Origin of the sequence: Xanthobacter aminoxidans, from assembly GCF_023571765.1 — a bacterium.
Taxonomy (GTDB): domain Bacteria; phylum Pseudomonadota; class Alphaproteobacteria; order Rhizobiales; family Xanthobacteraceae; genus Xanthobacter; species Xanthobacter aminoxidans.
The window spans coordinates 39,569-64,467 of sequence record NZ_JAMJXC010000019.1 but is presented as its reverse complement, the minus strand read 5'-3'; the positions used below and the strand labels follow the sequence as shown (position 1 = coordinate 64,467).

General features: G+C 69.3%; 20 protein-coding genes. 14 read left to right on the top strand and 6 right to left on the bottom strand.

All coding sequences use genetic code 11. The features are described 5' to 3' along the window. Nucleotides 1-27: 27 nt before the first annotated feature. The 8 genes from EJ105_RS22525 (at nt 28) to EJ105_RS22490 (ending at nt 8,407) form a co-directional block, all read left to right on the top strand. Entirely contained in the window at nt 28-819 is a 792-nt protein-coding gene (locus EJ105_RS22525; protein WP_197023041.1) for an ABC transporter permease, read from the top strand. A 50-nt stretch (nt 820-869) separates the two neighbouring features. Then, nucleotides 870-1,847, top strand: coding sequence for an ABC transporter substrate-binding protein (locus EJ105_RS22520; RefSeq protein ID WP_029558989.1), 978 nt, complete (start codon nt 870-872; stop codon nt 1,845-1,847). A gap of 61 nt (nt 1,848-1,908) precedes the next feature. Then, on the top strand, nt 1,909-2,913 hold the full coding sequence (locus EJ105_RS22515; RefSeq protein WP_197023080.1) for a zinc-binding dehydrogenase: 1,005 nt from the start codon (nt 1,909-1,911) through the stop codon (nt 2,911-2,913). A gap of 11 nt (nt 2,914-2,924) precedes the next feature. Continuing rightward, on the top strand, nt 2,925-3,344 hold the full coding sequence (locus EJ105_RS22510; protein ID WP_250168100.1) for a PaaI family thioesterase: 420 nt from the start codon (nt 2,925-2,927) through the stop codon (nt 3,342-3,344). An 11-nt stretch (nt 3,345-3,355) separates the two neighbouring features. Beyond that, nucleotides 3,356-4,138: a VOC family protein gene (locus EJ105_RS22505; RefSeq protein WP_250168099.1), complete on the top strand. Its 783-nt coding sequence runs from the start codon at nt 3,356-3,358 to the stop codon at nt 4,136-4,138. After that, on the top strand, nt 4,135-5,676 hold the full coding sequence (locus EJ105_RS22500) for a class I adenylate-forming enzyme family protein (protein ID WP_250168098.1): 1,542 nt from the start codon (nt 4,135-4,137) through the stop codon (nt 5,674-5,676). The genes EJ105_RS22505 and EJ105_RS22500 overlap by 4 nt, the downstream gene beginning before the upstream one ends. After that, nucleotides 5,673-6,755 (top strand): PLP-dependent cysteine synthase family protein, encoded by a 1,083-nt coding sequence (locus EJ105_RS22495; protein WP_250168097.1) that lies wholly within the window; start codon nt 5,673-5,675, stop codon nt 6,753-6,755. The genes EJ105_RS22500 and EJ105_RS22495 overlap by 4 nt, the downstream gene beginning before the upstream one ends. Before the next feature lie 26 nt (nt 6,756-6,781). Beyond that, a complete protein-coding gene (locus EJ105_RS22490; protein WP_250168096.1) occupies nt 6,782-8,407 on the top strand; it encodes a gamma-glutamyltransferase family protein in 1,626 nt (541 codons plus the stop codon). 227 nt (nt 8,408-8,634) lie between these two features. On the opposite strand, the gene dxs is transcribed toward EJ105_RS22490, so the two are convergent. From dxs to EJ105_RS22475, 3 genes are all read right to left on the bottom strand, one after another. Continuing rightward, the gene (gene dxs / locus EJ105_RS22485; protein ID WP_250168095.1) at nt 8,635-10,578 is read right to left on the bottom strand and encodes a 1-deoxy-D-xylulose-5-phosphate synthase; all 1,944 of its coding nucleotides are present in this window, start codon (nt 10,576-10,578) and stop codon (nt 8,635-8,637) included. A gap of 119 nt (nt 10,579-10,697) precedes the next feature. Then, nucleotides 10,698-11,615 carry a glycosyltransferase family 2 protein gene (locus EJ105_RS22480; RefSeq protein WP_250168094.1) on the bottom strand — a complete coding sequence of 306 codons (918 nt, stop codon included), beginning with the start codon at nt 11,613-11,615 and terminating at the stop codon, nt 10,698-10,700. 7 nt (nt 11,616-11,622) lie between these two features. Next, nucleotides 11,623-12,888, bottom strand: coding sequence for a glycosyltransferase family 9 protein (locus EJ105_RS22475; RefSeq protein WP_250168093.1), 1,266 nt, complete (start codon nt 12,886-12,888; stop codon nt 11,623-11,625). Nucleotides 12,889-13,018: 130 nt separating this feature from the next. Here EJ105_RS22475 and EJ105_RS22470 point away from each other — a divergent pair, with 130 nt between their 5' ends. Then, entirely contained in the window at nt 13,019-14,395 is a 1,377-nt protein-coding gene (locus EJ105_RS22470) for a hypothetical protein (RefSeq protein WP_250168092.1), read from the top strand. After that, a complete protein-coding gene (locus tag EJ105_RS22465; protein ID WP_250168091.1) occupies nt 14,392-14,982 on the top strand; it encodes a protein-S-isoprenylcysteine O-methyltransferase in 591 nt (196 codons plus the stop codon). The genes EJ105_RS22470 and EJ105_RS22465 overlap by 4 nt, the downstream gene beginning before the upstream one ends. 95 nt (nt 14,983-15,077) lie before the next feature. Here the strand turns inward: EJ105_RS22465 and EJ105_RS22460 are convergent, their stop codons facing one another. Continuing rightward, on the bottom strand, nt 15,078-15,353 hold the full coding sequence (locus EJ105_RS22460) for an exodeoxyribonuclease VII small subunit (RefSeq protein WP_029559001.1): 276 nt from the start codon (nt 15,351-15,353) through the stop codon (nt 15,078-15,080). 161 nt (nt 15,354-15,514) lie between these two features. On the opposite strand from EJ105_RS22460, the gene EJ105_RS22455 reads away from it, so the two are divergent. Both EJ105_RS22455 and hisG read left to right on the top strand, forming a co-directional pair. Then, entirely contained in the window at nt 15,515-16,678 is a 1,164-nt protein-coding gene (locus EJ105_RS22455; RefSeq protein WP_024278389.1) for an ATP phosphoribosyltransferase regulatory subunit, read from the top strand. Beyond that, on the top strand, nt 16,675-17,652 hold the full coding sequence (gene hisG, locus EJ105_RS22450) for an ATP phosphoribosyltransferase (RefSeq protein WP_250168090.1): 978 nt from the start codon (nt 16,675-16,677) through the stop codon (nt 17,650-17,652). The genes EJ105_RS22455 and hisG overlap by 4 nt, the downstream gene beginning before the upstream one ends. Nucleotides 17,653-17,709: 57 nt before the next feature. Here hisG and EJ105_RS22445 read toward each other — a convergent pair whose 3' ends face one another. Then, on the bottom strand, nt 17,710-17,982 hold the full coding sequence (locus EJ105_RS22445) for a hypothetical protein (RefSeq protein WP_250168089.1): 273 nt from the start codon (nt 17,980-17,982) through the stop codon (nt 17,710-17,712). A 207-nt stretch (nt 17,983-18,189) separates the two neighbouring features. Between EJ105_RS22445 and EJ105_RS22440 the strand changes: the two genes are divergently transcribed. Both EJ105_RS22440 and pepN read left to right on the top strand, forming a co-directional pair. Beyond that, a complete protein-coding gene (locus tag EJ105_RS22440) occupies nt 18,190-19,011 on the top strand; it encodes a sulfite exporter TauE/SafE family protein (protein ID WP_250168088.1) in 822 nt (273 codons plus the stop codon). A gap of 102 nt (nt 19,012-19,113) precedes the next feature. Then, on the top strand, nt 19,114-21,744 hold the full coding sequence (gene pepN / locus EJ105_RS22435) for an aminopeptidase N (protein WP_250168087.1): 2,631 nt from the start codon (nt 19,114-19,116) through the stop codon (nt 21,742-21,744). Between the two features lie 159 nt (nt 21,745-21,903). Here the strand turns inward: pepN and EJ105_RS22430 are convergent, their stop codons facing one another. Then, a complete protein-coding gene (locus tag EJ105_RS22430; protein WP_250168086.1) occupies nt 21,904-24,867 on the bottom strand; it encodes a bifunctional [glutamine synthetase] adenylyltransferase/[glutamine synthetase]-adenylyl-L-tyrosine phosphorylase in 2,964 nt (987 codons plus the stop codon). Nucleotides 24,868-24,899 lie beyond the last annotated feature (32 nt).

The following is a 24,899-nucleotide window of genomic DNA, read 5'->3' as shown; positions in this document are numbered from 1 at the left end:
CGTCCTCCTTCGCAGAAGCCGAGCCAGATGAAGCGCTCCCCCCTCCAGATGACCCAGGACCGCCGGCTGCGCCTCATCGGCCTCAGGCTGCTGCTCATCATCATCGTGGTCGGCCTCTGGGGCATCGGCTCGCTGGGCGCGCCCGCCTTCATCCTGCCGAGCCCGCGCCGGGTGTTCGGGGTGTGGACGCAGCTCGTGGTCACGCCCGGCTTCTGGGCGGATTTCGGCATCACCTTCTACCGCATCGCCATGGGGTTCATCTTCGCCACCGTGGTGGGCGTGGTGCTGGGCCTGCTGCTCGGGGCGAGCCGCACGCTGGGCGACTTCTTCCAGCCTTTGCTGGTGGTCATCAACACGGTGTCCTCGTCCATCTGGGCGATTTTCGCGCTCATCTGGTTCGGCCTGTCCAACTGGTCGACCATCTTCGTGGTGTTCATGACCGCGATGCCGCTCATCCTCACCAATGTCTGGCAGGGCACGAGCACGGTGAACCGCGATTTCATCGAGCTGGCGCAGACCTTCCGCATGTCGCGGCTGCAGGTTCTTCTGAAGATCTACCTGCCCACCATCCTGCCCCAGTTCTTCGCCGGCGCGCGCCTCGCCTTCGGCTTCGGAGCCCGCGTCTCCATCGTGGCGGAAGCGCTCGGCGCGTCGAGCGGCATCGGCTACCGGCTGCGGCAGGCGGCAGACCTCGTGCAGACGGACCAGGTGTTCGCCTGGACCCTCACCCTCGTCATCCTGATGATCTTCATCGAGGCGGTCCTGCTGAAGCCCCTCGAAACGCATCTCTTCGCCTGGCGCAAGCCGCGCCCGGCCTGAAACCCATAAAGCCAAAAAACAATACAACCTTCCATTACGGGGATTTCGATATGAAGCGTCTTGCTTTACTGGCCGCCGCAGTCGCAATCGGCCTGTCATCTCTTCCCGCCGAGGCCGCGAAAGTGCGGATCGGATACTGGAGCTCGGGCGTCAGCCTCGGCTTCGGCTCCTTCCTGGAAGCCGGCAAGTTCATGGAAAAGCAGGGGCTCGAAGCCGAGTTCGTGAAGTTTCCGGATGTGAACGCCCCCACCAAGGCCATGGCCGCCGGCGCCATCGACTTCGCCATCGGCGCCAGCGCCGGCAGCGCCTTCTCGGTCGCCGCCGATGGCCTGCCCGTGACCATCGTGCTCGCAACGCAGGTGGCCGATCTCGACTTCGTGGTGATGGCGGATTCCCCCATCACCAAGATGGAGGAGCTGAAGGGCAAGAAGATCGGCATGTCGCCGTCCGGCAGCGCCACGGCGGCCATCAGCGCGGCCATCCTCATCAAGAATTACGGCATGACCGCCTCGGATTTCGAGGCCGTGCCGGGCGCTGATCCGCGCCTCGCCCAGTTCCTGGTGCAGAAGAACATCGACGCCGCGGCGCTGCGCACCGTCACCATCGCCCTCCTGCCCGACGTGAAGCTGCGCAAGCTCGCCTCCTTCCGTGGCGAGTGGGCGAAAGTCACCGGCAAGGAGGCCCCGCCCGTGCTCGGCGTCGGCCTCATGCGCAACGCGTGGATGAAGGAAAATCCCGAGGGCGCCGCCAAGGTCATCGCCGGCATGCGCGGCGCCTACGAGGCCGGCAAGGCCGACAAGGCCGCCGTCGCCAAGGCCCTCATGGCCGCCGGCAACATCCCCGAGGATGACGCCAAGGCCTACGCCGCCCTTTGGGACGGCATCTACACCGTCTCCATGGAACCCGCCGACATCGCGTCGATGAAGGCGGAGTTCGAAGTCTTCAAAAGCGTCGGCGCAGTAAAGGGCGACCTGCCCGACGCGGCTCTGGACCCCGCCCCCTACCAGGCTTCCAAGGCCATCAAGTAGTCGCCCTGGCGCTCAAGCCGCCGAAACGTTCCAAGCAGAGAGAAGTGAAATGACAAAAACCATGAAGGCCCTGCTGCTGAAGCAACATGGCGACGTGAGCGATCTCGTGGTCGTCAACGACTATCCCGTCCCCAGCGCGAAGCCGGGCGAGGTGGTGATCCGGGTCGGTGCGTCGTCCTTCAATTATCACGACGTGTTCACGGTGAAGGGCATGCCCGGCATCAAGGTGCCGCTGCCCGTCATCATCGGCCTCGACATGGCCGGCGAGATCGTGGAGCTGGGCGAGGGCGTCACCGGCTGGTCGGTGGGCGACCGGGTGCTGGTGAACCCGCTCAACCCCAAGGTGGGGCTGATGGGCGAGATGATGGACGGCGGCATGGCGGAATACTGCGCCGTCACCGCCGGCCAGCTCATCAAGATGCCCGACGGCGTGAGCTTCACCGACGCCGCCTCCCTGCCGGTGGCCTACGGCACGGCGCACCGCATGCTCGTCACCCACAACACGGTGAAGGCCGGCGACAAGGTGCTCATCCTCGGCGCCTCGGGCGGCGTGGGCACGGGCTGCGTGATGCTCGCCAAGCAGATGGGCTGCGAGGTGATCGCCTGCGCCGGCTCCGACGACAAGATGGCCCGCCTGAAGGAACTGGGCGCCGATCATGTCGTGAACTACCGCACCACCGACTTCTCCAAGTGGGCGGTCGAGAAGTACGGCAAGCCCCAGCGCCGCACCTATGAGGGCGGCGTGGACGTGGTGGTGAACTTCACCGGCGGCGACACCTGGGTGCCTTCGCTCCGCTGCGTGAAGCGCGGCGGCACCATCCTCGTGTGCGGCGCCACCGCTGGCCACGATCCCAAGGAAGATCTTCGCTACATCTGGAGCTTCGAGCTGAAGGTCATCGGCTCCAACAGCTTCTACCACGAGAACCTCTCCGCCCTCATGGACATGATCCAGAAGGGCGAGCTGAAGCCGGTGGTGGACAAGGTTCTCCCCCTCGAAGAGGCCGCCGAGGGCCTGCGCATGATCCGCGACCGCGAGGTCATGGGCAAGATCGTCGTCACCCCCTGAGAGGCCGCACCATGTCTGACGCTCCCCTGACCAAGGAACAGGTCCAGGCCCTTCTGCTGAAGGGCCCCTTCCACCAGTGGCTCGGCCTCGCCGTCGAGGACGTGGGCGAGGGCACCATCCGCCTGCGCGCCAAGTGGCGCCCGGAATGGGTGGTGAACGCCGACAAGGGCTATGCCCACGGCGGCATCCTCGCCACGCTGGTGGACCTCACCGCCGACTGGGCGCTGGTGTCCAAGACCGGCCGCGGCGTTCCCACCGTGGACCTGCGGGTGGACTACCACCGCGCCGCCATGCAGCACGACCTCATCTGCGTGGGCAAGGTCATCAAGTTCGGCGGCCAGCTCTGCGTCTCCGAGGCGCAGGTTCTGGACGAGGACGGCAAGCTGCTCGCCTCCGGGCGCGGGGTCTACATGATCCCGCCCAAGGCCTGAGGAGGAAACCCGTGGCCGCGCTCGACCATGTGGTGATCAACACCCTCAAGTCCATGGACGCGGCCGCGGACCTCTTTGCGGCGCTGGGCTTCACGCTCACGCCGCGGGGGTACCATTCGCTCGGGTCCATCAACCATCTGATGATGACGCCCGGCGCCTATCTGGAGCTGGTGGGGGTGCCGGACACCGGCCGCCAGCGCCAGGAGGTGCTGGACAGCCCGTTCGGCCTCAACGGCCTCGTGCTGCGCACCTTCGACGCCGACGCCACCCGCGACCGCCTCGCGGCCTCGGGCTTCACCCCGGCGGGGCCGGTGGCCTTCTCGCGGCCGGTGGACTTGGAGGGCGTCGAGCATGACGCCCGCTTCCGCACCGTGCGCCTGCCGCCGGAAACCTTCCCGGCCGGGCGCGTCTATTTCTGCGAGCACCTGACGCCGGAGCTGGTCTGGCGGCCGGAATGGATGACCCATCCCAACGGCTTCCTCGCCATCGACGCCTTCACCATCGCCTCGACCGACCCGGAAGCCGAGGCCCGCCGCCTCGCCACGGCTTTCGACAGCACCGCAACGCCCCACGCCGACGGCTGGCGCGTGCCGCTGGACGATGCCGACGTGCTGGTGGTGCCGGGCGAGACAGCCGCCTTCCGCACCGCGACGCTGCGTTTCGCCAGCCTCGACGACATCGCGGCCCGCGCCGCCGCGCGCGACGATGCCGGCTGGCAGCCCCTTTCCCCCGATGCGGGCCTTCTCAGCCTGCCCGCCTTTGACCTGAACCTGACCTGCAGGAGCAGCCGATGAGCTTGCCCGCGAACCTCGGGGATTTCGTCTGCCGCACCAACGCGCCGGACCATCCCCTGTTCATCGGCCTCGATTTCGACGGCGGCACCACCGTGCTCACCCGCGCCGCCTTCGACGCCCTCGCCGACGCCGTGGCCCGCGGCCTCCTCGCCCATGGCCTCGTGCGCGGCGACCGCATCGCCATCCTCGCCGCCAACCGGCCGGATTATGTGGCGGTGGTGATGGGCGCCATGCGCGCCGGCATCGTGCCCGTGCCGGTGAACTTCAAGTTCCCGGCCGCGACCATCGCCGACGTGATCGCCGATTGCGGCGCCCGCCTCGTGGTCCACGATAGAGAGCGCCGCGCCCTCCTGCCCTCAGAACCGCCCGAGGGCGTCGCCTTCGTGGATTTCGACGGCACCGGGCCGGGCACGCTCGCCGCTTTGCTCGATCCCGGCCCGTTCGAGCCGGTGGTGCCCGCGCCCGACGAGCCGGCGCTCAGCCTCTACACCTCCGGCTCCACCGGACGGCCCAAGGGCGTGCTGCTCTCCCACGCCGCGCACCGGTGGGTGGCGGACACCCGCCGCACCGAGACCGACCTCTCCCGCGAGCGGATGCTGATTGCCGCGCCGCTCTACCACATGAACGCGCTGGCGCTGGCGCTGCTCACCTGCGCCTCCGGCAGCACGGCGGTGCTGCTGCCCCAGTTCCGCGCGGTGCCCTATATCGAGGCCATCGCCAGCCACGGCTGCACCTTCCTCACCGCCGTGCCGCCCATGATCGCCATGATGCTGCGGGAGAAGGCGGCGCTGGCGAAGGCCGACCTCTCCGGCGTGCGCATGCTGCGCATGGGCTCGGCGCCGGTGACGGATTCGCTGGCCCAGCAGATCCGCCAGCTTTTGCCCAACGCCGCCATCATCAACGCCTATGGCACCACCGAGGGCGGCCCCATCGTGTTCTCCGGCCATCCGGACGGGCGGCCCGTGCCCATGGGCTCGGTGGGCTATCCCCATCCTCAGGTCGCCGTGCGCCTCGTGGGACCGGAGGCGCCGGAGAGCGGGGAGCTGGAGATGAAGAGCCCGGCGGTGATGCTCGGCTATCACAACCGCCCGGACGTGCGCTCGCCCCTCACCGCTGACGGCTTCTACCGCACCGGCGACGTGTTCCGGCGCGATGCGGACGGCTTCTATTATTTCCTCGGCCGCACCGACGACATGTTCGTCTGCGGCGGCGAGAACATCTTCCCCGGCGAGGTGGAGGCGGTGCTCGACAAGCACCCGCAGGTGCTTCAATCCTGCGTTGTGCCGGTGCCCGACGACATCAAGGGCGAGAAGCCCGTGGCCTTCGTGGTGCGCCGTGCGGGCGCCGACATCGGCGAGGAGGCCCTGAAGCAGTTCATGCTCGCCAATGCCCCCGCCTACCAGCATCCCCGCCGCATCTGGTTCCTCGACCAGATGCCGCTCGCCACCACCAACAAGATCGACCGCAGCGCGCTGAAGCGGCGCGCGATCGCCGATGTGAGCGCGGCCGAGATGAGCCCCGCAGGGAGCCCGGCATGAACGTCATCGCCCCGCCCCGCGCGGTGCCCGATCAAGCGTGGGTGGCCGAGGCCATCGCGCGCATCGAGGCGGACATCAACCGCTCGGCCGACACCCACCTCATCCGCATCCCGCTGCCGCGCGTGCCCGGCATCACGCTCTATCTCAAGGACGAATCGAGCCACCCCACCGGCAGCCTCAAGCACCGGCTGGCGCGCTCGCTGTTCCTCTATGCCCTGTGCAATGGCTGGATCGGGCCGGACACGACCATCATCGAATCCTCGTCCGGCTCCACCGCCATTTCGGAGGCCTATTTCGCCCGGCTGCTGGGCCTGCGCTTCATCGCGGTGATGCCCCGGCGGACCTCGGCGGAGAAGGTGGCGGCCATCGCCTTCGAGGGCGGCGAGCCCCACCTCATCGACGGCTGGAACACCTCGGAAGAGGCGCGCCGGCTCGCCGAGGAGCTGGACGGCCATTACATGGACCAGTTCACCTTCGCCGAGCGGGCCACCGACTGGCGCGGCAACAACAACATCGCCGAGAGCATCTTCTCGCAGATGGCGTGGGAGCCGTTTCCGATCCCCGACTGGGTGGTGTGCAGCGCCGGCACGGGCGGCACGGCGGCGACCATCGGGCGCTTCATCCGCTATCGCAAGTTCCCCACGCGGCTGTGCGTGGCGGACCCGGAGGCGTCCGTCTTCCACCGCCACTATGCCGACCGCTCGGTGATGCAGGTGGATGCCTGCAAAAGCGTCATCGAGGGCATCGGGCGCACGGTGGTGGAGCCCTCCTTCATCCCCTCGGTGGTGGACCGCATGGCGGTGATTTCCGACGCGGCGAGCATCGCCGCCGCCCGCAGGATCAGCGCCGTGATCGGCCGCGCCTGCGGCGGCTCCACCGGCACCAACATCTCCGCCTGCGTGGACCTCATCGAGGAGATGGCGGCGGAGGGGAAAGGCGGGTCCATCGTGACCCTTCTGTGCGATTCCGGGGCGCGCTACCGTTCCACCCTGTATGACGATGCCTGGCTCGCCGAGCACGGCATCGACCTTAAGCCCCATATCGCGCGGCTCGATGCCGTCTTCGGCCCTGAGCGCTGACGTTTCTCTCCTTGCGGGACTGCACCATGACTGCGTCGTTCGATTGGTCCGCCGGCTATCCCTCGCGGCGCCTGCCCGTGTTCGGCAACAATGTGGTCTCCACCTCCCATCCCCGGGCGGCGCAGGCGGGGCTCTCCATGATCGCGCGCGGCGGCAATGCGGTGGACGCCGCCATCGCCGCCGCCGCCGTCATGGCCATCGTGGAGCCGTGCAGCAATGGCCTCGGCTCGGATGCCTTCTGCATCCTGTGGGACGGCAAGGGCCTGCACGGCCTCAACGCCTCGGGCTTCTCGCCCGCCGCCTGGACGCCCGAATACTTCCGCGCCAAGTACGGCTCCGACGCCAAGACCCTGCCCCAGCGCGGCTGGGACGCGGTGACGGTGCCCGGCGCGGTGGCGAGCTGGGTCGCCCTCTCCGAACGCTTCGGCAAGCTGCCCTTCGCCGACCTGCTGGAGCCGGCCATCGCCATCGCAGAGCGCGGCTTCCTCGTCTCCACCAACGTGCAGCACAAATGGGCCGCCGCCGCGACGCTGCCGCAGCTCACCAGCCAGCCGGGCTTCAAGGAGGTATTCCTGCCCAAGGGGCGGGCGCCCTTCGTCGGCGAGCATGTGACCATGCCGGGCGCCGCCCGCGCGCTGCGGCTGATCGGCGAGACCAAGGGCGAGGCCTTCTATCGCGGCGAGATCGCCGACGCGCTGGAAGCGAACGCCAAGGCCAATGGCGGCGCCCTCACCGCCGCCGACATGGCCGCCTATGCCCCGGACTGGGTGACGCCCGTGGCGCAGGACTATCGCGGCTATACGGTCCACGAGATCCCGCCCAACGGCCAGGGCATCACCGCGCTGATGGCGCTGGGCATCCTCTCCCATTTCGATCTTTCGGGCCTGTCGGCGGACAGCGTGGAGGCCCAGCACCTCCAGATCGAGGCCATCAAGCTCGCCTTCGCCGACGTCTATCGCTACGTGGCCGATCCCCGGGCCATGGAGATCAGCCCGGCGGACATGCTGGACAAGGACTATATCGCCGGCCGCGCCCGCCTCATCGACCCGCGCCGCGCCCAGCGCTTCGCGCCGGGCAATCCGGTGCGCGGCGGCACCATCTACCTCACGGCGGCGGATGCCTCGGGGATGATGGTCAGCTTCATCCAGAGCAATTATCAGGGCTTCGGCTCCGGCGTGGTGCTGCCGGACTGGGGCGTGTCGCTGCAGAACCGTGGCTTCGGCTTCAGCCTCAACCCGGAGCGCGCCAACGTGGTGGCGCCGCGCAAGCGGCCGTTCCAGACCATCATTCCCGGCTTCCTCACCAGGGATGGTCAGCCGGTGATGAGCTTCGGCGTGATGGGCGGCAACATGCAGCCGCAGGGCCATGTGCAGACGCTGGTGCGGATGCTCGACTTCGCCCAGAACCCCCAGGCCGCCTGCGACGCCCCGCGCTGGCGCTTCGACGAGGGCCTGTCCATCAACCTCGAGCCCGGCAACACGCCGGAGCTGCTGGACGGCCTCGCGGCGCTCGGCCACGAGGTGGCCGTGCTCAACGACACCTATCAGGATTTCGGCGCCGGCCAGTTCATCTGGCGCATGGGCGATCCGGCGGTGGAAGGCTATGCGGCCGCGAGCGACCCGCGCCGGGATGGTCAGGCGGCGGTGAGCTGAGGGGACGAGCCGAACCGGAGAAACGCGCAGGCCGCGCCGCAATGACAGCCGTCATGCCCGGGCTTGTCCCGGGCATCCACGTCGCGCCGACGGAAACAGTGGTCGCAGAGTCGTTGGTCGCAGAGTCGCTCCCGGCCACACCACGTGGATGGCCGGGACAAGCCCGGCCATGACGCCTGTGAGGGCGGAATGCGCCGATCTGGACAGCCCCAAGGAGCCCCCGCCCCTCACCCCGCCCGCGACAGTTCCCGCCCGGAGAGCCCCGCCGCCTTGGCCTTGCCCAGCAGCCCCTCCACCTTCGCCACGATGGCGTTGGCGTCGAGGCCGGCTTCGGCGATCTGGCGGGCCTGGGTGTCGTGGTCGATATAGATGTCTGGCAGCACCATGGAGCGCACCTTGACGGTGCCGCGATCCAGAACGCCCTCGTCGGTGAGGAATTGCAGCACCTGGCTGCCGAAGCCGCCGATGGAGCCCTCTTCCACCGTCACCAGCGCGGCATGGCCGGAGGCCAGCTTCAGCGCGAGATCGCGGTCGATGGGCTTGGCGAAGCGGGCGTCGGCCACCGTCACCGTGAAACCCGCCGCCTCCAGCCGCTCGGCCGCATCGAGCGCGGCGGCGAGGCGGGTGCCGAGGGAGAGGATGGCCACATCGCCCTCCCCGGTGCCGCGCACGATACGCCCCTTGCCGATGGGCAGCGTCTCGCCCCGGTCCGGCCGCTCCACGCCCACGCCCTCGCCGCGCGGGAAGCGCACGGCGGACGGCCCGTCGTCATAGGCCACGGCGGTGGCGATCATGTGCATCAGCTCCGCCTCGTCGGCGGGCGACATCAGCACCATGCCGGGCAGGCAGCCGAGATAGGCGAGGTCATAGGCGCCCGCATGGGTCGCCCCGTCCGCCCCCACGAGGCCGGCGCGGTCCACGATGAAGCGCACGGGCAGGCCCTGGAGCGCCACGTCGTGGATCACCTGGTCATAGGCCCGCTGGAGGAAGGTGGAATAGAGCGCGCAGAACGGCTTGAAGCCTTCCGCCGCGAGGCCGCCCGCGAACGTCACCGCATGCTGCTCGGCGATGCCCACGTCGAACGTGCGGTCGGGATAGGCCTGCCCGAACAGGTCGATGCCCGTGCCCGAGGGCATGGCGGCGGTGATGGCGACGATCTTGGGATCGCGCCGCGCCTCGGAGATCAGGCTCTCGGCGAACACGCGGGTGTAGGACGGGGCGTTGGACTTGGCCTTCACCTGCGCGCCCGTCACCACGTCGAACTTCACGACGCCGTGGTACTTGTCCGCGCTCTGCTCGGCCGGGCCGTAGCCCTTGCCCTTCTGGGTGACCACATGGACGAGGATCGGCCCCGTCTTGGCGTCCCGCACGTTCTTCAGAACGGGCAGCAGGTGGTCGAGATTGTGCCCGTCGATGGGGCCGACATAATAGAAGCCCAGCTCCTCGAACAGCGTGCCCCCGGTCCAGAACCCGCGCGCGAACTCCTCGGCCCGCTGGGCGCCGCGCTCCACGAACTTGGGCAGGTGGCCGGCGATCTGCTTGCCGATCTCGCGCAGGGAGCGATAGGTCTGGCCGGAAATGAGCCGCGCCAGATAGGCCGACATGGCGCCCGTGGGCGGGGCGATGGACATGTCGTTGTCGTTGAGGATGACGATGAGGCGCGAATCCATGGCGCCGGCATTGTTCATGGCCTCATAGGCCATGCCCGCCGACATGGCGCCGTCGCCGATCACCGCCACCACATTGCGCTCGCCGCCGCCAAGGTCGCGCGCCACGGCCATGCCGAGGCCGGCCGAGATGGAGGTGGAGGAATGGCCGGCACCGAAGGGGTCGTATTCGCTCTCGGCCCGGTTGGTGAAGCCGGAGAGGCCACCACCGGTGCGCAGGGTGCGGATGCGCTCGCGCCGCCCGGTGAGAATCTTGTGGGGATAGCACTGGTGGCCCACGTCCCAGATCAGCCGGTCGTGGGGGGTGTTGAAGACGTGGTGCAATGCCACCGTCAGCTCGACCACGCCGAGGCCCGCGCCCAGATGCCCGCCGGTGACGGACACCGCATCGATGGTCTCGGCGCGCAGCTCGGCCGCAAGCTGGGCCAGCTTCTCTTGGGGCAGCCGCCGCACATCTGCGGGTTCGCGGATGGTATCGAGCAACGGGGTCTTCAGCAAAGTCACGGACCACTCCGACCGGAACGAACCGGGAAACCGAGCCTTACACACGGGCTCGCTGGTATGCAACGTACAAAGGCTGACCTTGCGGCGACGCTCGGGCGACCTTCGTCTACACCTGAAACCTATACGTGCGGCGGGGCATTCCGGCGCACTCCATCGAGGCAGCCGGCGAATTTTCCCGCCCGGATGGCCACCCGGTGGAGGTCGAACAGCGCCAGCGCGAGCGCGCAGCCGGCCACCAGCCAGAGGAGCCGCGAGGCCCGCCCGCCGGCGCGGCCGTATTTCTCCCGCACATAGAGTTCCGAGTGCATCTTGGCGCGGTTGATGCGGAAGGTCTGGCCGAAGGAGGGCGTGCTGGAGCGCCCGCCCGCATGGGTCACCCGCGCTTCCGTCACCACCACGATGGGGATGCGGCGGGCCAGCACGCGGAGCGAGAGGTCGTCGTCCTCATGGTAGAGGAATATGGCCTCGTCGAAACCGCCGAGATCGAGGAAGGCGGCGCGGGACACCATGAAGGCGGCGCCGTGGACGAAGCGGGTGCAATAATCCCCCGCAATCTCCTCCGGCGCGAGGCGGGCGCTGCGCGGGACCTTCTCCAGGATGGAGCCTTCCTTGCGCATAAGCCGGCCGTTCTCGCCGACGATGGCCGGCATGAGGATGGCCGGCTCGCCATAAAGCAGTGCCGCCGCCAGCAGGCGGGGGATGGTGTCCGGCTCCAGCACGGCGTCGGGATTGAGGAAGAGAACGTAAGGCGTCGCTGCGCGGCGCGCGCCGGCATTGCAGGCGGTGCCGAAGCCGGCATTCACCGGCATGGCGAAAATGCCGGCGGGGCGGGTCAGCGTCGCGGTCCAGAAGGTGCCTTCCGGGCTCGCATTGTCCACCACCACCACCGGGCATTCGGCCGGAACGCTCGCCACCGCGCGGCCGATAACGGCCGAGCTGTTGTAGGTGACGAACACGACCGTCACGTCGGCGGGAGCGGGCCGTGGGCCGTCCTCATCGGACGGGGCCTCCGCCACGGTCGGAAAGGGACGCATCATGGGCGCGTTAGTGCAGCGGAACGCCGGCAAACTCAAGGCCGAGGGCGGCGAGCCCCGCCAGCGCATGGTCCGGCGTGAGGCGCGTCATGCAGCCGTGGCCGTGGGTGCAGTCGGCCACATCGTTCAGGAAGCACGGCGCGCAGCTCGCATGGGCGCTCAGCACCGCCACGCGCGGGCCGGCAGGCGCCCAGCTATGGATATCCGCAAGGCCTGAGAACAGGCACAGCGTCGGCCGGCCCAGGGCCGCCGCAAGGTGGGCCGGGGCGGAATCCAGCGCCACGACGGCCCGTGCCCCGTGGATGACGGCCGCGAGGCCGGTGAGATCCTGCCTTCCCGCCAGGTTGACCACGCGATCCGCCGGCAGTCCGGCGGCGATGGCGGCGCACAGCGGCTCCTCTTCCGCCCTGCCGGTGAGCACGAGGCCGAGGTCGCCCGCGCCCAGCAGCCGCTCCGCCAGCACCCGCCAGTTTTCCGCGGGCCAGAGCTTGATGGCGAGGCGGGCGCCGGGGGCGAGCACCACATAGCCATCGGGAAAATCCGGCAGAGCCGGCGGGGCACCGAGGGGGATGGGCGCCCCTTGGCCGTGGACGGCCCGAAAGGCGCTGGCCAGCACCTCGGCGAGGGCGCAGAGGCGCACCCCCGCCGGCAGCGGCGCCAGCAGGCCGCTTGCGCGGGCCGAGGCCTCCATCTCCGGCAAGGCGATGTCGAGAGCATGGCGGGCGCCGAGCCCGGCGAAACCCACGCGAAACCGCACCGGCAGCGCGGCCAGCAGCGCGCGGGAATCGTCGGCGTGGCGCAGGTCGATGGCGATGTCGGCGGGCGGCAGATCCAGCGCCGCGACCGCCGCCAGCGCGGCGTCCGGCACGCCAGCGGGCGGATGGCCCCGCGCCGGATAATAATCAAAGCCGTGCACCGCATCGAAGAGGCCGGTCGCGGCGGCGAAATCGCACATGAAGGGCGCGCACAGCAGCGTCAGGCGCGAGGCGGGAAACGCCTCCCGGAGCCGCCGGACGGCGGGTAGCGCGGTGACGAAATCCCCCGCATGATCGAGCTTCACCACCAGCAGCGACGGCGCCGGACCCAGCGCGGCGAGGCGGGACAGGGGGCTATCCCAAAGACCGGGCGCGAAGCTTGGCGAAGGGACGGGCTGCACCGGCTCCGCCTCGGCCCGGGGCAGCGCCGGAGGTTCGGGCACCAAGGGAGCGGCCGCGCCGCCACCCACGGGCGCCGATGGCTTCCACATGGCGGTCAGCAGATCCCGCAGCCTCGCCATGCCCTCTCCATGCCCGCCGCGATGAGTGGCCCGCCGCCCCTGCCCTGCCGAGGTGGGACGGCTCCATTATCCCGGCGCCTGCCGTTGCCGCAACTAGCCACGCCCGGCCATCTTCGCTAGAAGGCGCCCCATGCACGACGCCGAGGGAACGCTCGCAGGCCCCACCGCCGGGACCGACGCCGAAGCGCGCGGTATCCCGCCCCAGGACGCGGACGCGCGCGCCCGGGTCCGCCGCCGCCACGTCTTCTTCATCGCCGGCTTCGACCCCATGGCGGTGGAGGGACACCACCGCATCTTCGTCCGCGAGCTAAAACGCTTCGGCGATGTGTGGAATGTGCGGACCCACTGCCGCGACTCGGCACCCGTGCCGACCGCCACGGGCGGATTCTGGCGAACCGAAGCTGACGGCCCCAACTGGCATACCGATACTGCGTTCGAAAACCTGGGGTGGCATGACCTGACTCGGGCTGACATGGGCCGTTCAGTCTGGAGCCACATGAAGGGCTCGGTGCGGGCCATGGCGGACATGGTGTCGAGCGGCACCATCGCCAACTACTTCCGCTCCAGCCGGCGCTATGGCCTGTTCTTCCTCTTCACCTACATGCTGCTCGCCCTCTTCTGGGGGTTGGCGGCGGCAGCAGGTTTCCTTGTTCATCAATGGCTTGCGCCATTCGGCGCTGTGGTGGCGACGGTCGCCGGTCTTGCCGCAACCCTCGCCGGCGGGCTCCTCCTGATGCGCTGGCCGGGGCGCCGCTTCCGGCTGAAGCAGTCGCTGGATCTCGCTGAATTCTCAGTGGATTTCGTCCGCGGCCGGCATCCCGAGGTGGAAGCCCGCATCCGCGCCTTCGCCGATCGCCTGCGGGCGGTGGAAGCGGAGGCGGCGGCGCAGGGCATCGACGAGATTATCGTTGCAGGCCATAGCCTTGGCGCCATGCTCGCGGTCAGCGCGGTGGCCGCGGCGCTGGCCGCCGATCCCGCCTTCGGCACCCGCGCCCGGGTGCGCATCCTCACCCTCGGCTCGACCACCGCCAAGTTCGCCCTGCACCCCGCCGGCGGACGTTTTCGTGAGGCTGCAGAACGGGTTGCGGCGGCCGAGCAGATCGGCTGGGTAGAGGTACAGTCGCGCGACGACATCGTCTCCTTCTACAAGGTGAACCCAGTCACCCTCGGCCCCGTCAGCTTTGCTCCCGTGCTGCTGCCACCCGGCGACTATTCCCTCAAGCCATTGATCCGGCATGTGGAAATCCGGCAGATGATCTCGCCGGCCATCTACCGCCGCCACTGGTTCGACGTGATGCGCCTGCACTGCCAGTGCTTCCTCGCCGGCGACATCCGTTCGACGCATGACTTCTATGCGTATGTCTGCGGACCCCTGTCGTTCGACGTTTTGGCCTCTCATACCAACAGCTTACGGGCCTATCTCCTGCCCGACGGAACCCTGCGCCCGCTCGTCTATGACGACGCCGGCTGCATCCTCCCCCTCCCGCAACCCGAGACCGTCGCATGAGCCTCCTGACCTTCGCCAAGATCGCCTGGGCCGTGGGCGTTGTATCCTGGTACGTTCTGCGTATCCCTTTCGAACGAAAGGCAAAACGCCAGCGCGTGGCGGATGCGCGGCATCGTAATCTGCGGGAGATGATCCTTCTGTCCATCTCCACGCTGGGGCTCGGCATCATCCCCGCGATCTACGCGGCGACGGGCTTCCCAAGGTTCGCCTCCTACCCGCCGACAGTGCTTCAGGTGGTGGCGGGCGTGGTGGTGTTCGCCGGCTCTCTCCTGCTGTTCTGGCGCACCCACCGGCAGCTTGGAAAGTATTGGTCGGTGACGCTGGAGATCAAGGACAAGCACGAGCTCATCACCTCTGGGGTGTATCAGAAGGTGCGCCACCCCATGTATTCGGCCTTCTTCCTCTGGGCCCTGGCGCAGGCGCTGCTTCTGCCGAATTTCATCGCCGGACCGGCCGGGCTGATCGGCTTCGGCATCCTCTTCTTCTTCCGCGTCGGGCGCGAGGAGCAGATGATGCGGGAGGCCTTCGGCGCCGAGTACGACGCCTATGCCCGGCGCACCAGGCGCGTCATTCCGGGCATCTACTGAACAGACCGGGAAAACGGGCGCGGCAGCGATTCGGTCCCGCTGCGTTCCCCCACTGTCCCGACAAATCCTGCAACCGTCCCGTTTCGGGACGCTTGTCAGGCGTCCGGATCGAGCGGCTGGGTGCCCGCCGGGCGGCCGGCGGCGTCGCGGGTAATGGTCTCCACCCGCGCTTCGGCAGCCTTCAGCAAGGCCTCGCACCTCTGTTTCAAGGCTTCGCCGCGCTCGTAGATGGCGATGGATTCCTCCAGCGGCACGTTGCCCCGTTCGAGATTGGCGACGATGGCCTCCAGCTCGGCAAGCGCCTGCTCGAACGAGAGATTTTCGACGCCGGCCACCGCCGTGCCGCCCTTTGCTCCGCTCGCGCCTGCCATGGCCGCCTCCTGATTCGACAGGCGCTCACCATAGACGACACCCGCCGCCACCCGAAGCGCGGCGCTTCAGTCCCCGGGAGGCGGGCGAAGTCGGCGCCGGGGTGGCCGTAAGGCGCCGGCTTTGCTAGAAGCCCGCAAGACCTCACGGAAACCTTGCACCCATGTCGCCCGCGGCGCCCGCGCCCCTCACCTCCCGCACGTCCCCGAGCCTCGAGGAGGCGCTGGTCGCCACCTTCGCGGCCGCCGGCTTCGCGCGCCTCGATCCGCCCATCCTCCAGCCGGCCGACGTATTCCTCGACCTTTCGGGCGAATCCATCCGCCGCCGCATGTATCTGACGGCCGACGCCGAAGGCCACGAGCTGTGCCTGCGGCCGGACCTGACCATCCCGGTCGCCCGCGCGGTGCTGGCCGAGGGCATGGCGATGCCGGCACGGGTGAGCTATCTCGGCCCCGTCTTCCGCTTCCGTGGCGAAGGCCCCGGCGAGTTCCGGCAGGCCGGCGTAGAATCCTTCGGCCGCACCGACATCGAGGCGGCAGACGCGGAGATCCTGTCCCTCGGCCTCAATGCCTGCGCGCTCTACGGCCTGCCCCAGCCGGACATCCGGCTCGGCGATGTGGGCCTGTTCACGGCGCTGCTCGATGCCCTGCCGCTGGCGCCGGCCATGCGCCGCCGGCTGCTGAAGGATTTCGGCCAGGGACGGGTGAACCTCGATCTCGCCCAGCTCAACGACAAGAGCCGCGAGGGCGCCCCCGCCCATGCCGGCGTGCTGGCGGCGCTGGACGGCGCGGATCCGGCGGCGGCGCGCGCGCTCATTACCGACCTGCTCTCCATCGCCGGCATTTCGACGGTGGGCGGGCGCAGCGTGTCGGAAATTGCCGAGCGGTTCCTGGAGCAGTCCTCCCTCGACGCAGGCGGCGGGCTTTCGACCGAGACCTCGGAAATCCTCTCGCGCTACCTCGCCATCTCGGGCACGCCGGACGACGCCTCGGCCCGGATGCGGGCGCTGGCGGCGGATGCGGGCATCGACCTCAACGCCGCCCTCGACCTGTTCGACCGCCGCACCGGCTTCTTCACCGCCTATGCGGTGAACCTGTCTTCCGTGCGCTTCTCCACCGCCTTCGGGCGGCCGCTCGATTATTACAGCGGCATGGTGTTCGAGCTGCACGACCCGGCCCGTCCCGGCGCCGGCCCGCTGGTGGCCGGCGGGCGCTATGACCGGCTGCTGTCGCGGCTCGGTGCGGAAGGTGCCATCCCCGGCGTCGGGCTTGCCGCCTGGGTGGAGCGCCTCGCCGGCCTCTCAGGTGCCGCGGAGGACGCCCGATGACCACGCCGCTCATCCTCGCCGTGCCGTCCAAGGGGCGGCTTCAGGAAAATGTCCACGCCTTCTTCTCCCGCGCCGGCATGCCGCTGACGCAGGCCCGCGGCGCCCGCGACTATCGCGGCGCGCTGGGCGGCGTTGAGGGGGTGGAGGTCGCCTATCTCTCCGCCTCGGAAATCGCCGCGGCGCTGGCCTCCGGCACCGCTCATCTGGGCGTGACCGGCGAGGATCTGGTGCGCGAGAACATCCATGAGGCGGACAGCCGCGTGGCGCTGCTGGAGAAGCTCGGCTTCGGCCATGCCAATGTGGTGGTCGCGGTGCCGCAGGCGTGGATCGACGTGCGCACCATGGACGATCTCGACGACGTGGCGAGCCACTTCCATGGCCGCACCGGCCGGCGCATCCGCGTCGCCACCAAATATGTGAACCTGACGCGCGGCTACTTCGCCCGCCACGGCATCATCGACTACCGTATCGTCGAGAGCGCCGGCGCCACCGAGGGCACGCCCGCTGCCGGCTCGGCCGAGCTGATCGTCGACATCACCACCACGGGCGCGACGCTCGCCGCCAATGCGCTGAAGGTGGTGGACGACGGCATCATCCTGAAGTCCGAGGCGAACCTCGTCGCCTCCCTCACCGCCAACTGGAGCGGCGGTCCCCTCGCGGCGGCCCGCGCCATGTTCGACCGGCTGGGAGCCGAGAAGCGCGCCCGGACCATGCGGGAGGTGCGCACGCGCTTTGCCGATTGCGATGCCTCGCTGGTGGACGAGGCGGTGGCGGCCTATCGCTGCGTTGCGCCCTTCGGCGGCCCGACATCGTCCGGCATGCTGACCCTGCACTGCCCGCCGGACACGCTGCACGCCCTCGCCACTTTCCTGCGCCAGCGCGGCGCCAGCATGGTGACGGTCGGCCCCATCGAATACGTCTTCGCCGCCGACAATCCGCTCTACGAAGCGCTGGACGCGCGGCTGAACGGTTGAACAGCTGACCTTCGTGAATGCCCCCGGCCGGCGCAGGACGCCGGCCGGGGGTTTTCGTCAGTTGGTGCCGAGGCCGCGGTCACCCTGCGCCAGGAACAGGCGGTCGGCTTCCGAGAGCGGGCTCCGCTCCTGACCAGCGGAGAGCGCCACGAAGGCCGGATGGCCGGCGCGGGGCGTCGCGTAGCCGAGCGGCTGCACCTGCGAATGGAGGGGCGCAGCGGCCTGCGCCTCAGCATCGGCGGCGGCGAGGGACGGTTCGTCACCCGCGAAGGCCGCGCCGGAAGCAAGGAGGGCGGCGAGCGCGACGGCGCTAAAAGTCAGATTACGCATGTTGATCTCCTTAAATACCAACCCCACCACGCCCTTTGATGGCTAGGAGCTAGGGTGCGCCGCAAAATTCGATAAGGCTCCCTTAGCGAAACAATCGGTGGGGATTTCTGGACAATCGACGAGAATTCTTTGATCTCAACGGCTCGCGTCCTATTCTGAGGCCGAGGTGACGGTGCGAAGCGGCCCGTTCAAGGGAGCGTGATCGGCATGTCTTTCGAGCCTTCCGCAGCGTCCCAGTTGCGTCGCCTGCTGCACGGATCACTGGCCGGGCTGGCCATCGGGACCGTCGGCGGCCTCATCGGTCTCGGTGGCGCGGAAATACGGCTGCCGGTCCTGATCGCGCTGGGGTTCGAGGCGCTGCCCGCCATCATCATCAATCGGGTTCTCAGCCTCGTGGTGGTGGCCTTCGCCCTGCCGTCCCGCGCCGCGACCATTCCCTTCGCCGAGGTGGCCGAGCACTGGAGGGTGATCGCGACCCTGCTGGCCGGCAGTCTCGCGGGGGCCTGGACGGGGGCGACCTACGCCACGCGGTTCGCCTCGCGCACCCTGTTCCGCACCATTGCGGCGATGCTCGTCTTCACTGCCGTCATGCTGGTGCTGGGTGACGATCCCGATCTCAAGCACATGGCCATCGACGGCACCGTGCGGCTGGTGGTCGGGGTGCTGGCGGGCTTCATCATCGGGCTCGCGGTGGCGCTCATGGGGGTTTCGGGCGGGGAATTGCTGGTGCCGACGCTGGTGCTGCTGTTCGCCCTGCCGGTGAAGCTCGCGGGCAGCGTCGCGCTGGCGGTCAGCCTGCCCACCCTCATCGTCGGCTTCGCCCGTTTCGGCCGCGACAACACCGTCGGCGTCGTGCGGGAGAACCTGACGTTTCTCGGCGTGATGACGGCCGCCTCCATGCTGGGCGCGTTTCTTGGCGGGCAGTTGCTCGGCGTCGTGCCGGCCTCCATGCTGCTGCCGCTGCTCGGGGCCATCCTCGTGATGTCGGCCTGGAAGATCTGGCGGCACGGCTCGGCCTCGGGCGCATAGCGGCGCGCTTCCCTCCCGGCGCGCCGGGCCTTACTCTCCGCCCAAGATCACATCGCACAAGGCGACGCGGCCAATGCGGCGGCGCGCGGGGAGTTCATGTTCATGCGTGATGCCGAACCCAAGGCCATCCACCTTTCCGACTACCGCGCCCCGGACTGGCTGGTGGACAAGGTGGACCTTGATTTCTCCCTGCACTCCTCGCAGACCCGCGTCACGTCGAAGCTGTCCCTGCGCCGCAACCCGGCGGGCGCCCCCGGCGCGCCGGTGGTGCTCAATGGCGACGGGCTGACGCTCGTCCGCCTCGCCATCGACGGCAAGCCGGTGGCCGGCCCGAGCTTTGAGGCGACACCAGACCGCCTCACCCTCGCCCATCCCCCAGCCGACGCCTTCGTGCTGGAGGTGGAGACGCTGGTGGACCCCACCGCCAACACCCAGCTTATGGGGCTCTACCGGACCTCCAGCAACTATTGCACCCAGTGCGAGCCCGAGGGCTTCCGCCGCATCACCTATTATCCCGACCGGCCGGACGTGCTCTCCGTCTTCACCACCCGCGTCGAGGCGGACGAGGCCGAGGCGCCCGTGCTGCTCGGTAATGGCAATCTGGTGGAAAGCGGGAAGGTGGACGGCACCAGCCGCCATTATGCCGTGTGGCATGATCCGTGGCCGAAGCCGTCCTACCTGTTCGCCCTCGTGGGCGGGCGCCTCGCCAAGATTTCGGACAGCTTCCTCACGCGTTCGGGGCGCGAGGTGGAGCTGGGCATCTATGTGGAGCACGGCAAGGAGGCCCGCGCCGGCTATGCCATGGACGCGCTGAAGCGCTCCATGCGCTGGGACGAGGAGGCCTTCGGCCGCGAGTACGACCTCGACGTGTTCAACATCGTCGCCGTGTCGGACTTCAACATGGGGGCCATGGAGAACAAGGGCCTCAACGTTTTCAACGACAAGTACGTCCTCGCCACCCCGGAGACCGCAACCGACGCGGATTATTCGGGGATCGAGGGCGTCATCGCCCATGAATACTTCCACAACTGGACCGGCGACCGCATCACCTGCCGCGACTGGTTCCAACTGTGCCTGAAGGAAGGCCTCACCGTCTTCCGCGACCAGGAATTCTCCTCCGACGAGCGCTCCCGTCCGGTGAAGCGCATCGCCGACGTGCGGGCGCTGAAGGCCGCCCAGTTCACCGAGGACCAGGGCCCGCTCGCGCACCCCGTGCGGCCGGAAACCTATCGCGAGATCAACAACTTCTACACGGCGACCGTCTACGAAAAGGGCGCCGAGGTGGTCCGCATGCTGAAGACCCTGCTCGGCGAGGCCGGGTTCCGGGCGGGCATGGACCTCTATTTCGAGCGCCATGACGGCGAGGCCGCGACCATCGAGGATTTCGTCGCCTCGTTCGCCGATGCCACCGGCCGCGACCTCTCGCAGTTCGCACTGTGGTATGCGCAGTCCGGCACGCCGGTGCTCACCGTGAGCGGCGCGTGGGATGCCGAGGCCGGCACCTATCGCCTCGACGTGGCGCAGGAGGTGCCGCCCACCCCCGGCCAGCCCACCAAGAAACCCATGCTCATTCCCCTCGCCCTCGGCCTCGTCGGCCCGGACGGGCGCGACCAGCCGCTGGCGCTCGGCAATGTGCCGGTGGAGAACGGCGTGGTGGAGGTGAGCGAGGCGCGCCAGAGCTTCCTCTTCACCGGCCTCGACGCGCGGCCCGTGCCCTCGCTCAACCGCGGCTTCTCGGCCCCGGTGAACCTCGTGAGCGACCTCACCGAGGCCGACCGCGTGTTCCTCGCCGCCCATGACGCGGACCCGTTCAACCGCTTCGACGCCATCCAGCGCATCGCGCTGGAGATGCTCAAGACCGGGGCGCGCACCGGCAGCCTGCCGCCGACCGAGGCGCTGGTGACGGCCGCCCGCGCCATCCTCGCCGACACCACGCTCGACGCCGCCTTCAAGGCGCAGGCGCTGGCCCTGCCCGGCGAGGGCGACGTGGCCCGGGAACTGGCGAAGGACGTGGACCCGGACGCGGTGTTCGCCGCCCGCAAGGCGCTGCGCCTCGCCGTGGGCACCGCGCTGGAAGGCGCCTTCGCCACCACCTATGCGGCGATGGCCGCCACCGGCCCCTTCTCGCCGGATGCGGCCTCCGCCGGACGGCGGGCGCTGCGCAACCTGTCGCTGGATTTCCTCGCTGTCACGGGCTCGGCGGAGGGCATCGCCCGCGCCAAGGCGCAGTTCGAGGCGGCGGACAACATGACCGACCGCATCACCGCCCTGGCCGTTCTGACGCAGCACGAGGTGCCGGAGCGCGAAGCGGCGCTTCAGGCCTTCTACGACCGTTTCGAGCGGGATGCGCTGGTCATCGACAAGTGGTTTACCCTGCAGGCGCAGATCGCAGCTCCCGGCACCCTTGAGCGCATCAAGGACCTGATGCTGCATCCCGCCTTCTCGCTGGGCAATCCCAACCGGGTGCGCTCGCTGGTGGGCGCCTTCGCGGCCACCAACCCCACCCAGTTCAACCGGGCGGACGGCGCCGGGCACGACTTCGTCACCGACGTGGTGCTGACGCTCGACGGCAAGAATCCGCAGGTGGCGGCCCGCCTCCTCGCCTCGTTCAAGACCTTCCGCCAACTGGAGCCGGTGCGCCGCGCCAGCGCGGAACGGGCCCTGCGCAAGGTGGCGGAGACGCCCGGCCTCTCGCCTGATGTGGCCGACATCGCCACCCGCGCGCTGGGGTGAAAGCGGGGCTTCGGGCCCGCAAACCTTCGGCATGGTCATCGCCCGGCATGTCCGGGCGATCCACGGTTGGGCGGGTTGGGGTTTCCGGGCAGCGCGCAGGCGAACGGTGGATCCCCCGGACAAGCCGGGGGATGACGGTCATTTTTGGCGCCGCCGCCCCTACTCCGCCGCCATCTCAAGCACGCGCTCGAAGATGGCGCGGACCTTCTGCTCGGTCTCGAACAGATCAGCTTCCAGCGTGGCGAAGTCCGGCATTTCGCCGGCACGGGCGAGGAGTGCGCGCAGCGCCGGGCTCGCATCCTGCGGCACCACGTGGGCGTCCACCGACAGGCGCAGCACCTGCGTCAGGTTCTGGTAGAGACGGCAGGCGCGCAGCAGCACGTGCGCGTCTTCCGGCTCAAGCAAGGCCAGCCGCTCGGCGGTGGCGAGCACCCGGGCGGTGGCCGTGTCCACGATCTCGGGATGATCGTGGGCATGGGCCAGCACGAGATATTGGGCGAGGAACTCCACATCCACCTGCCCGCCGGCCGCGTGCTTCAGGTTCCAGCGGTCATCCGCGCCCTTCTCGGCGGCGATGGCGCCGCGCATGTCGAGGATGTCGCCCGCCAGCCGGCGCTGGTCGCGCGCCTGGCCCATGATGCCGCCGATAACATCGCGCACGATCGCGCCAAATTCCGGCGTGGCGGCGATCACGCGGGCGCGGGTCAGCGCCATGTGCTCCCACGTCCAGGCATCCGCCTGCTGGTAGGTGGCGAAGGAGGAGAGCCGCGTCGCCAGCGGACCCGAGCGGCCCGAGGGGCGCAGCCGCAGGTCCACGTCATAGAGCTTGCCGGCATTGGTCAGCGAGGTCAGCGCCGTGACGAGGCGCTGGGTGAAGCGGGCGAAATATTGCGCGCCGGTGAGCGGGCGCGGACCGTCCGAGGTGGGATCGGCCTCGGGATCGAAATCATAGAGCACGATGAGGTCGAGATCGGAGCCCGCCGTCATCTCGCGGCCGCCGAGCTTGCCCATGGCGAGCACGGCCGTCTCGGCGCCGGCAATGCGGCCGTGGGCCTCGCAGAAGCGCTCCCACACGCGCCGGTGCAGGGCGCGGATGATGACCTCGGCGAGCGTCGCATAGGCCTCGCCCGCCCGCGCCGCCGGCAGCGTGCCGGAGGCGATGCGCACGCCGATGAGCACATGCTGCTCCTGCCGGAAGCGGCGGGCGCGGTCGAACTGCTCCTCGTCCGTCTCGGCCGTGTCGAGCAGCAGTTCGAGATGCTCGGAGAGGCTCGCCTCGTCGGGCAGCACGTCGAAGAAGGCGGGATCGAGCAGTGCGTCGGTGAGGGAGGGGCGGCGGGCCAGGGTCTCGGCGAGGCGCGGGGCGGCAGTGAGGATGGTGGCGAGCAGCCGCACGAGGTCCGGGTGGCGGTCCAAAGCGGTGAGGAGGAGCGGTCCCGGCAGCTCGGTGAGGAAACGGTCGGCCGCGATCAGCGCGCCGTCCGGGTCGCCGCCGCGCGAGAGCGCCTCCAGCATCAGCGGCACGATGCGGGCGAGATGGGCGCGGGCGGGCTCGGTCTTCAGCGCGCGCGGCCCTCCGGCAAGCCAGCGCCGGACGATGCCGCTCGCCGCAGCCGGGTCCTTGAAACCGAGGCGCGAAAGGGCGGCGAGCGTCGGTCGGTCGTTCTCGTCCGGCGGAAAGAGCAGGTCGGCGTCGAGCACGGCCGGCGGCGGCGCATCCTCGAACAGATGGGCATAGTGGCCCTGAACCGTCGTCAGGCGCTGGACGAGGGCGGCAGCGAAGGCGTCCCGGTCGGGATAGCCCATGAAGCGGGCAAAGCCCTCCATGGCCTCGCGGCTTTCGGGCAGCGAATGGGTCTGCGCATCCGCCACCATCTGGATGCGGTGCTCCACCCGGCGCAGGAAGAGATAGGCCTCGGCGAGGTCGTCCCGCACCTTGGGCTCGATCCAGCGATGGGCAGTGAGCGCATCGAGGGCGTCCAGCGTGCGGCTGGTGCGCAGCAGCGGATCGCGCCCGCCGGCGATGAGCTGCTGGGTCTGGACGAAGAACTCGATCTCGCGGATGCCGCCGCGGCCGAGCTTCACATTGTGCCCCTCCACCGCCACCACGTCGTGCCCGCGGAAGGCGTGAATCTCGCGCTTCATGGCATGGACGTCGGCGATGGCCTGGAAGTCCAGCACGCGGCGCCAGACGAAGGGCGAGAGATCGGCGAGGAACTGCCGCCCCACCTCCGCATCGCCGGCCACCGGGCGCGCCTTGATGTAGGCCGCGCGCTCCCAGGTGGCGCCCTCGCGTTCGTAATAATCGAGGGCCGAGACGGTGGAGAGGGCGACCTGCGTCGAGCCGGGATCGGGACGCAGGCGCAGGTCCACGCGCAGCACATAGCCGTCCGCCGAGCGCTCCTGCAGCAGGCGCACCAGCCCCTGTGTGATCTTCACGAAGAAGGGCGAGGCGGAGACGCTGTCCGAGAGCTGTGCCTTCTCGCGGTCGTAGACCACCACGAGGTCGATATCGCTGGAATAGTTGAGTTCCCGCGCGCCGTGCTTGCCCATGGCAATCGCCGCGAGGCCGGAGCCGGCCTGCGGATCGGCGGGATCGGGCACCATAAGCCGCCCGGCCTTCACCGCCTCGCCGAGGAGGAAGGACAGCGCCTTGCGCACCGCTGCGTCGGCCACGTCGGTCAGCGCCGCCGTCACCTCCACGAGGCCGAACACGCCGCCCATGTCGGCGATGGCGATCAGCAGGGCGGCCTCGCTGCGCATCCGCCGCAGCGCGCGCATCACATCGGCTTCCGAGCCTTCGACTGCCGCGCATTCGGCGATGAGCGCATCGAGGTGGGCGTGTGGCGAGCGTCCGAGCACGCGCAACAGCCGCTCCGGCGCGGCGCGGACCACTTCGGTGAGGAAGGGCGAACTTTCGGCGATCCCGAGACAGACCTGTTCGGCACAGGGCGACTCGGCGAACAGCGCATCAAGGGCGGCGCGCGCCTCCGGCGCCAGCCGTTCGATGGCGTGGGAAAGCTTAATCTTTGCCGCCTTCGCATCCGCCACGACGGGCGCTTCCCGCATCTGCAGGGCGAGGGGCGGCCGGTCCGCCGAATCCGGTTCCGTGGGCCAACGCATGGTCAGGTCTAAAGGCACCAGCGACTTGCTGC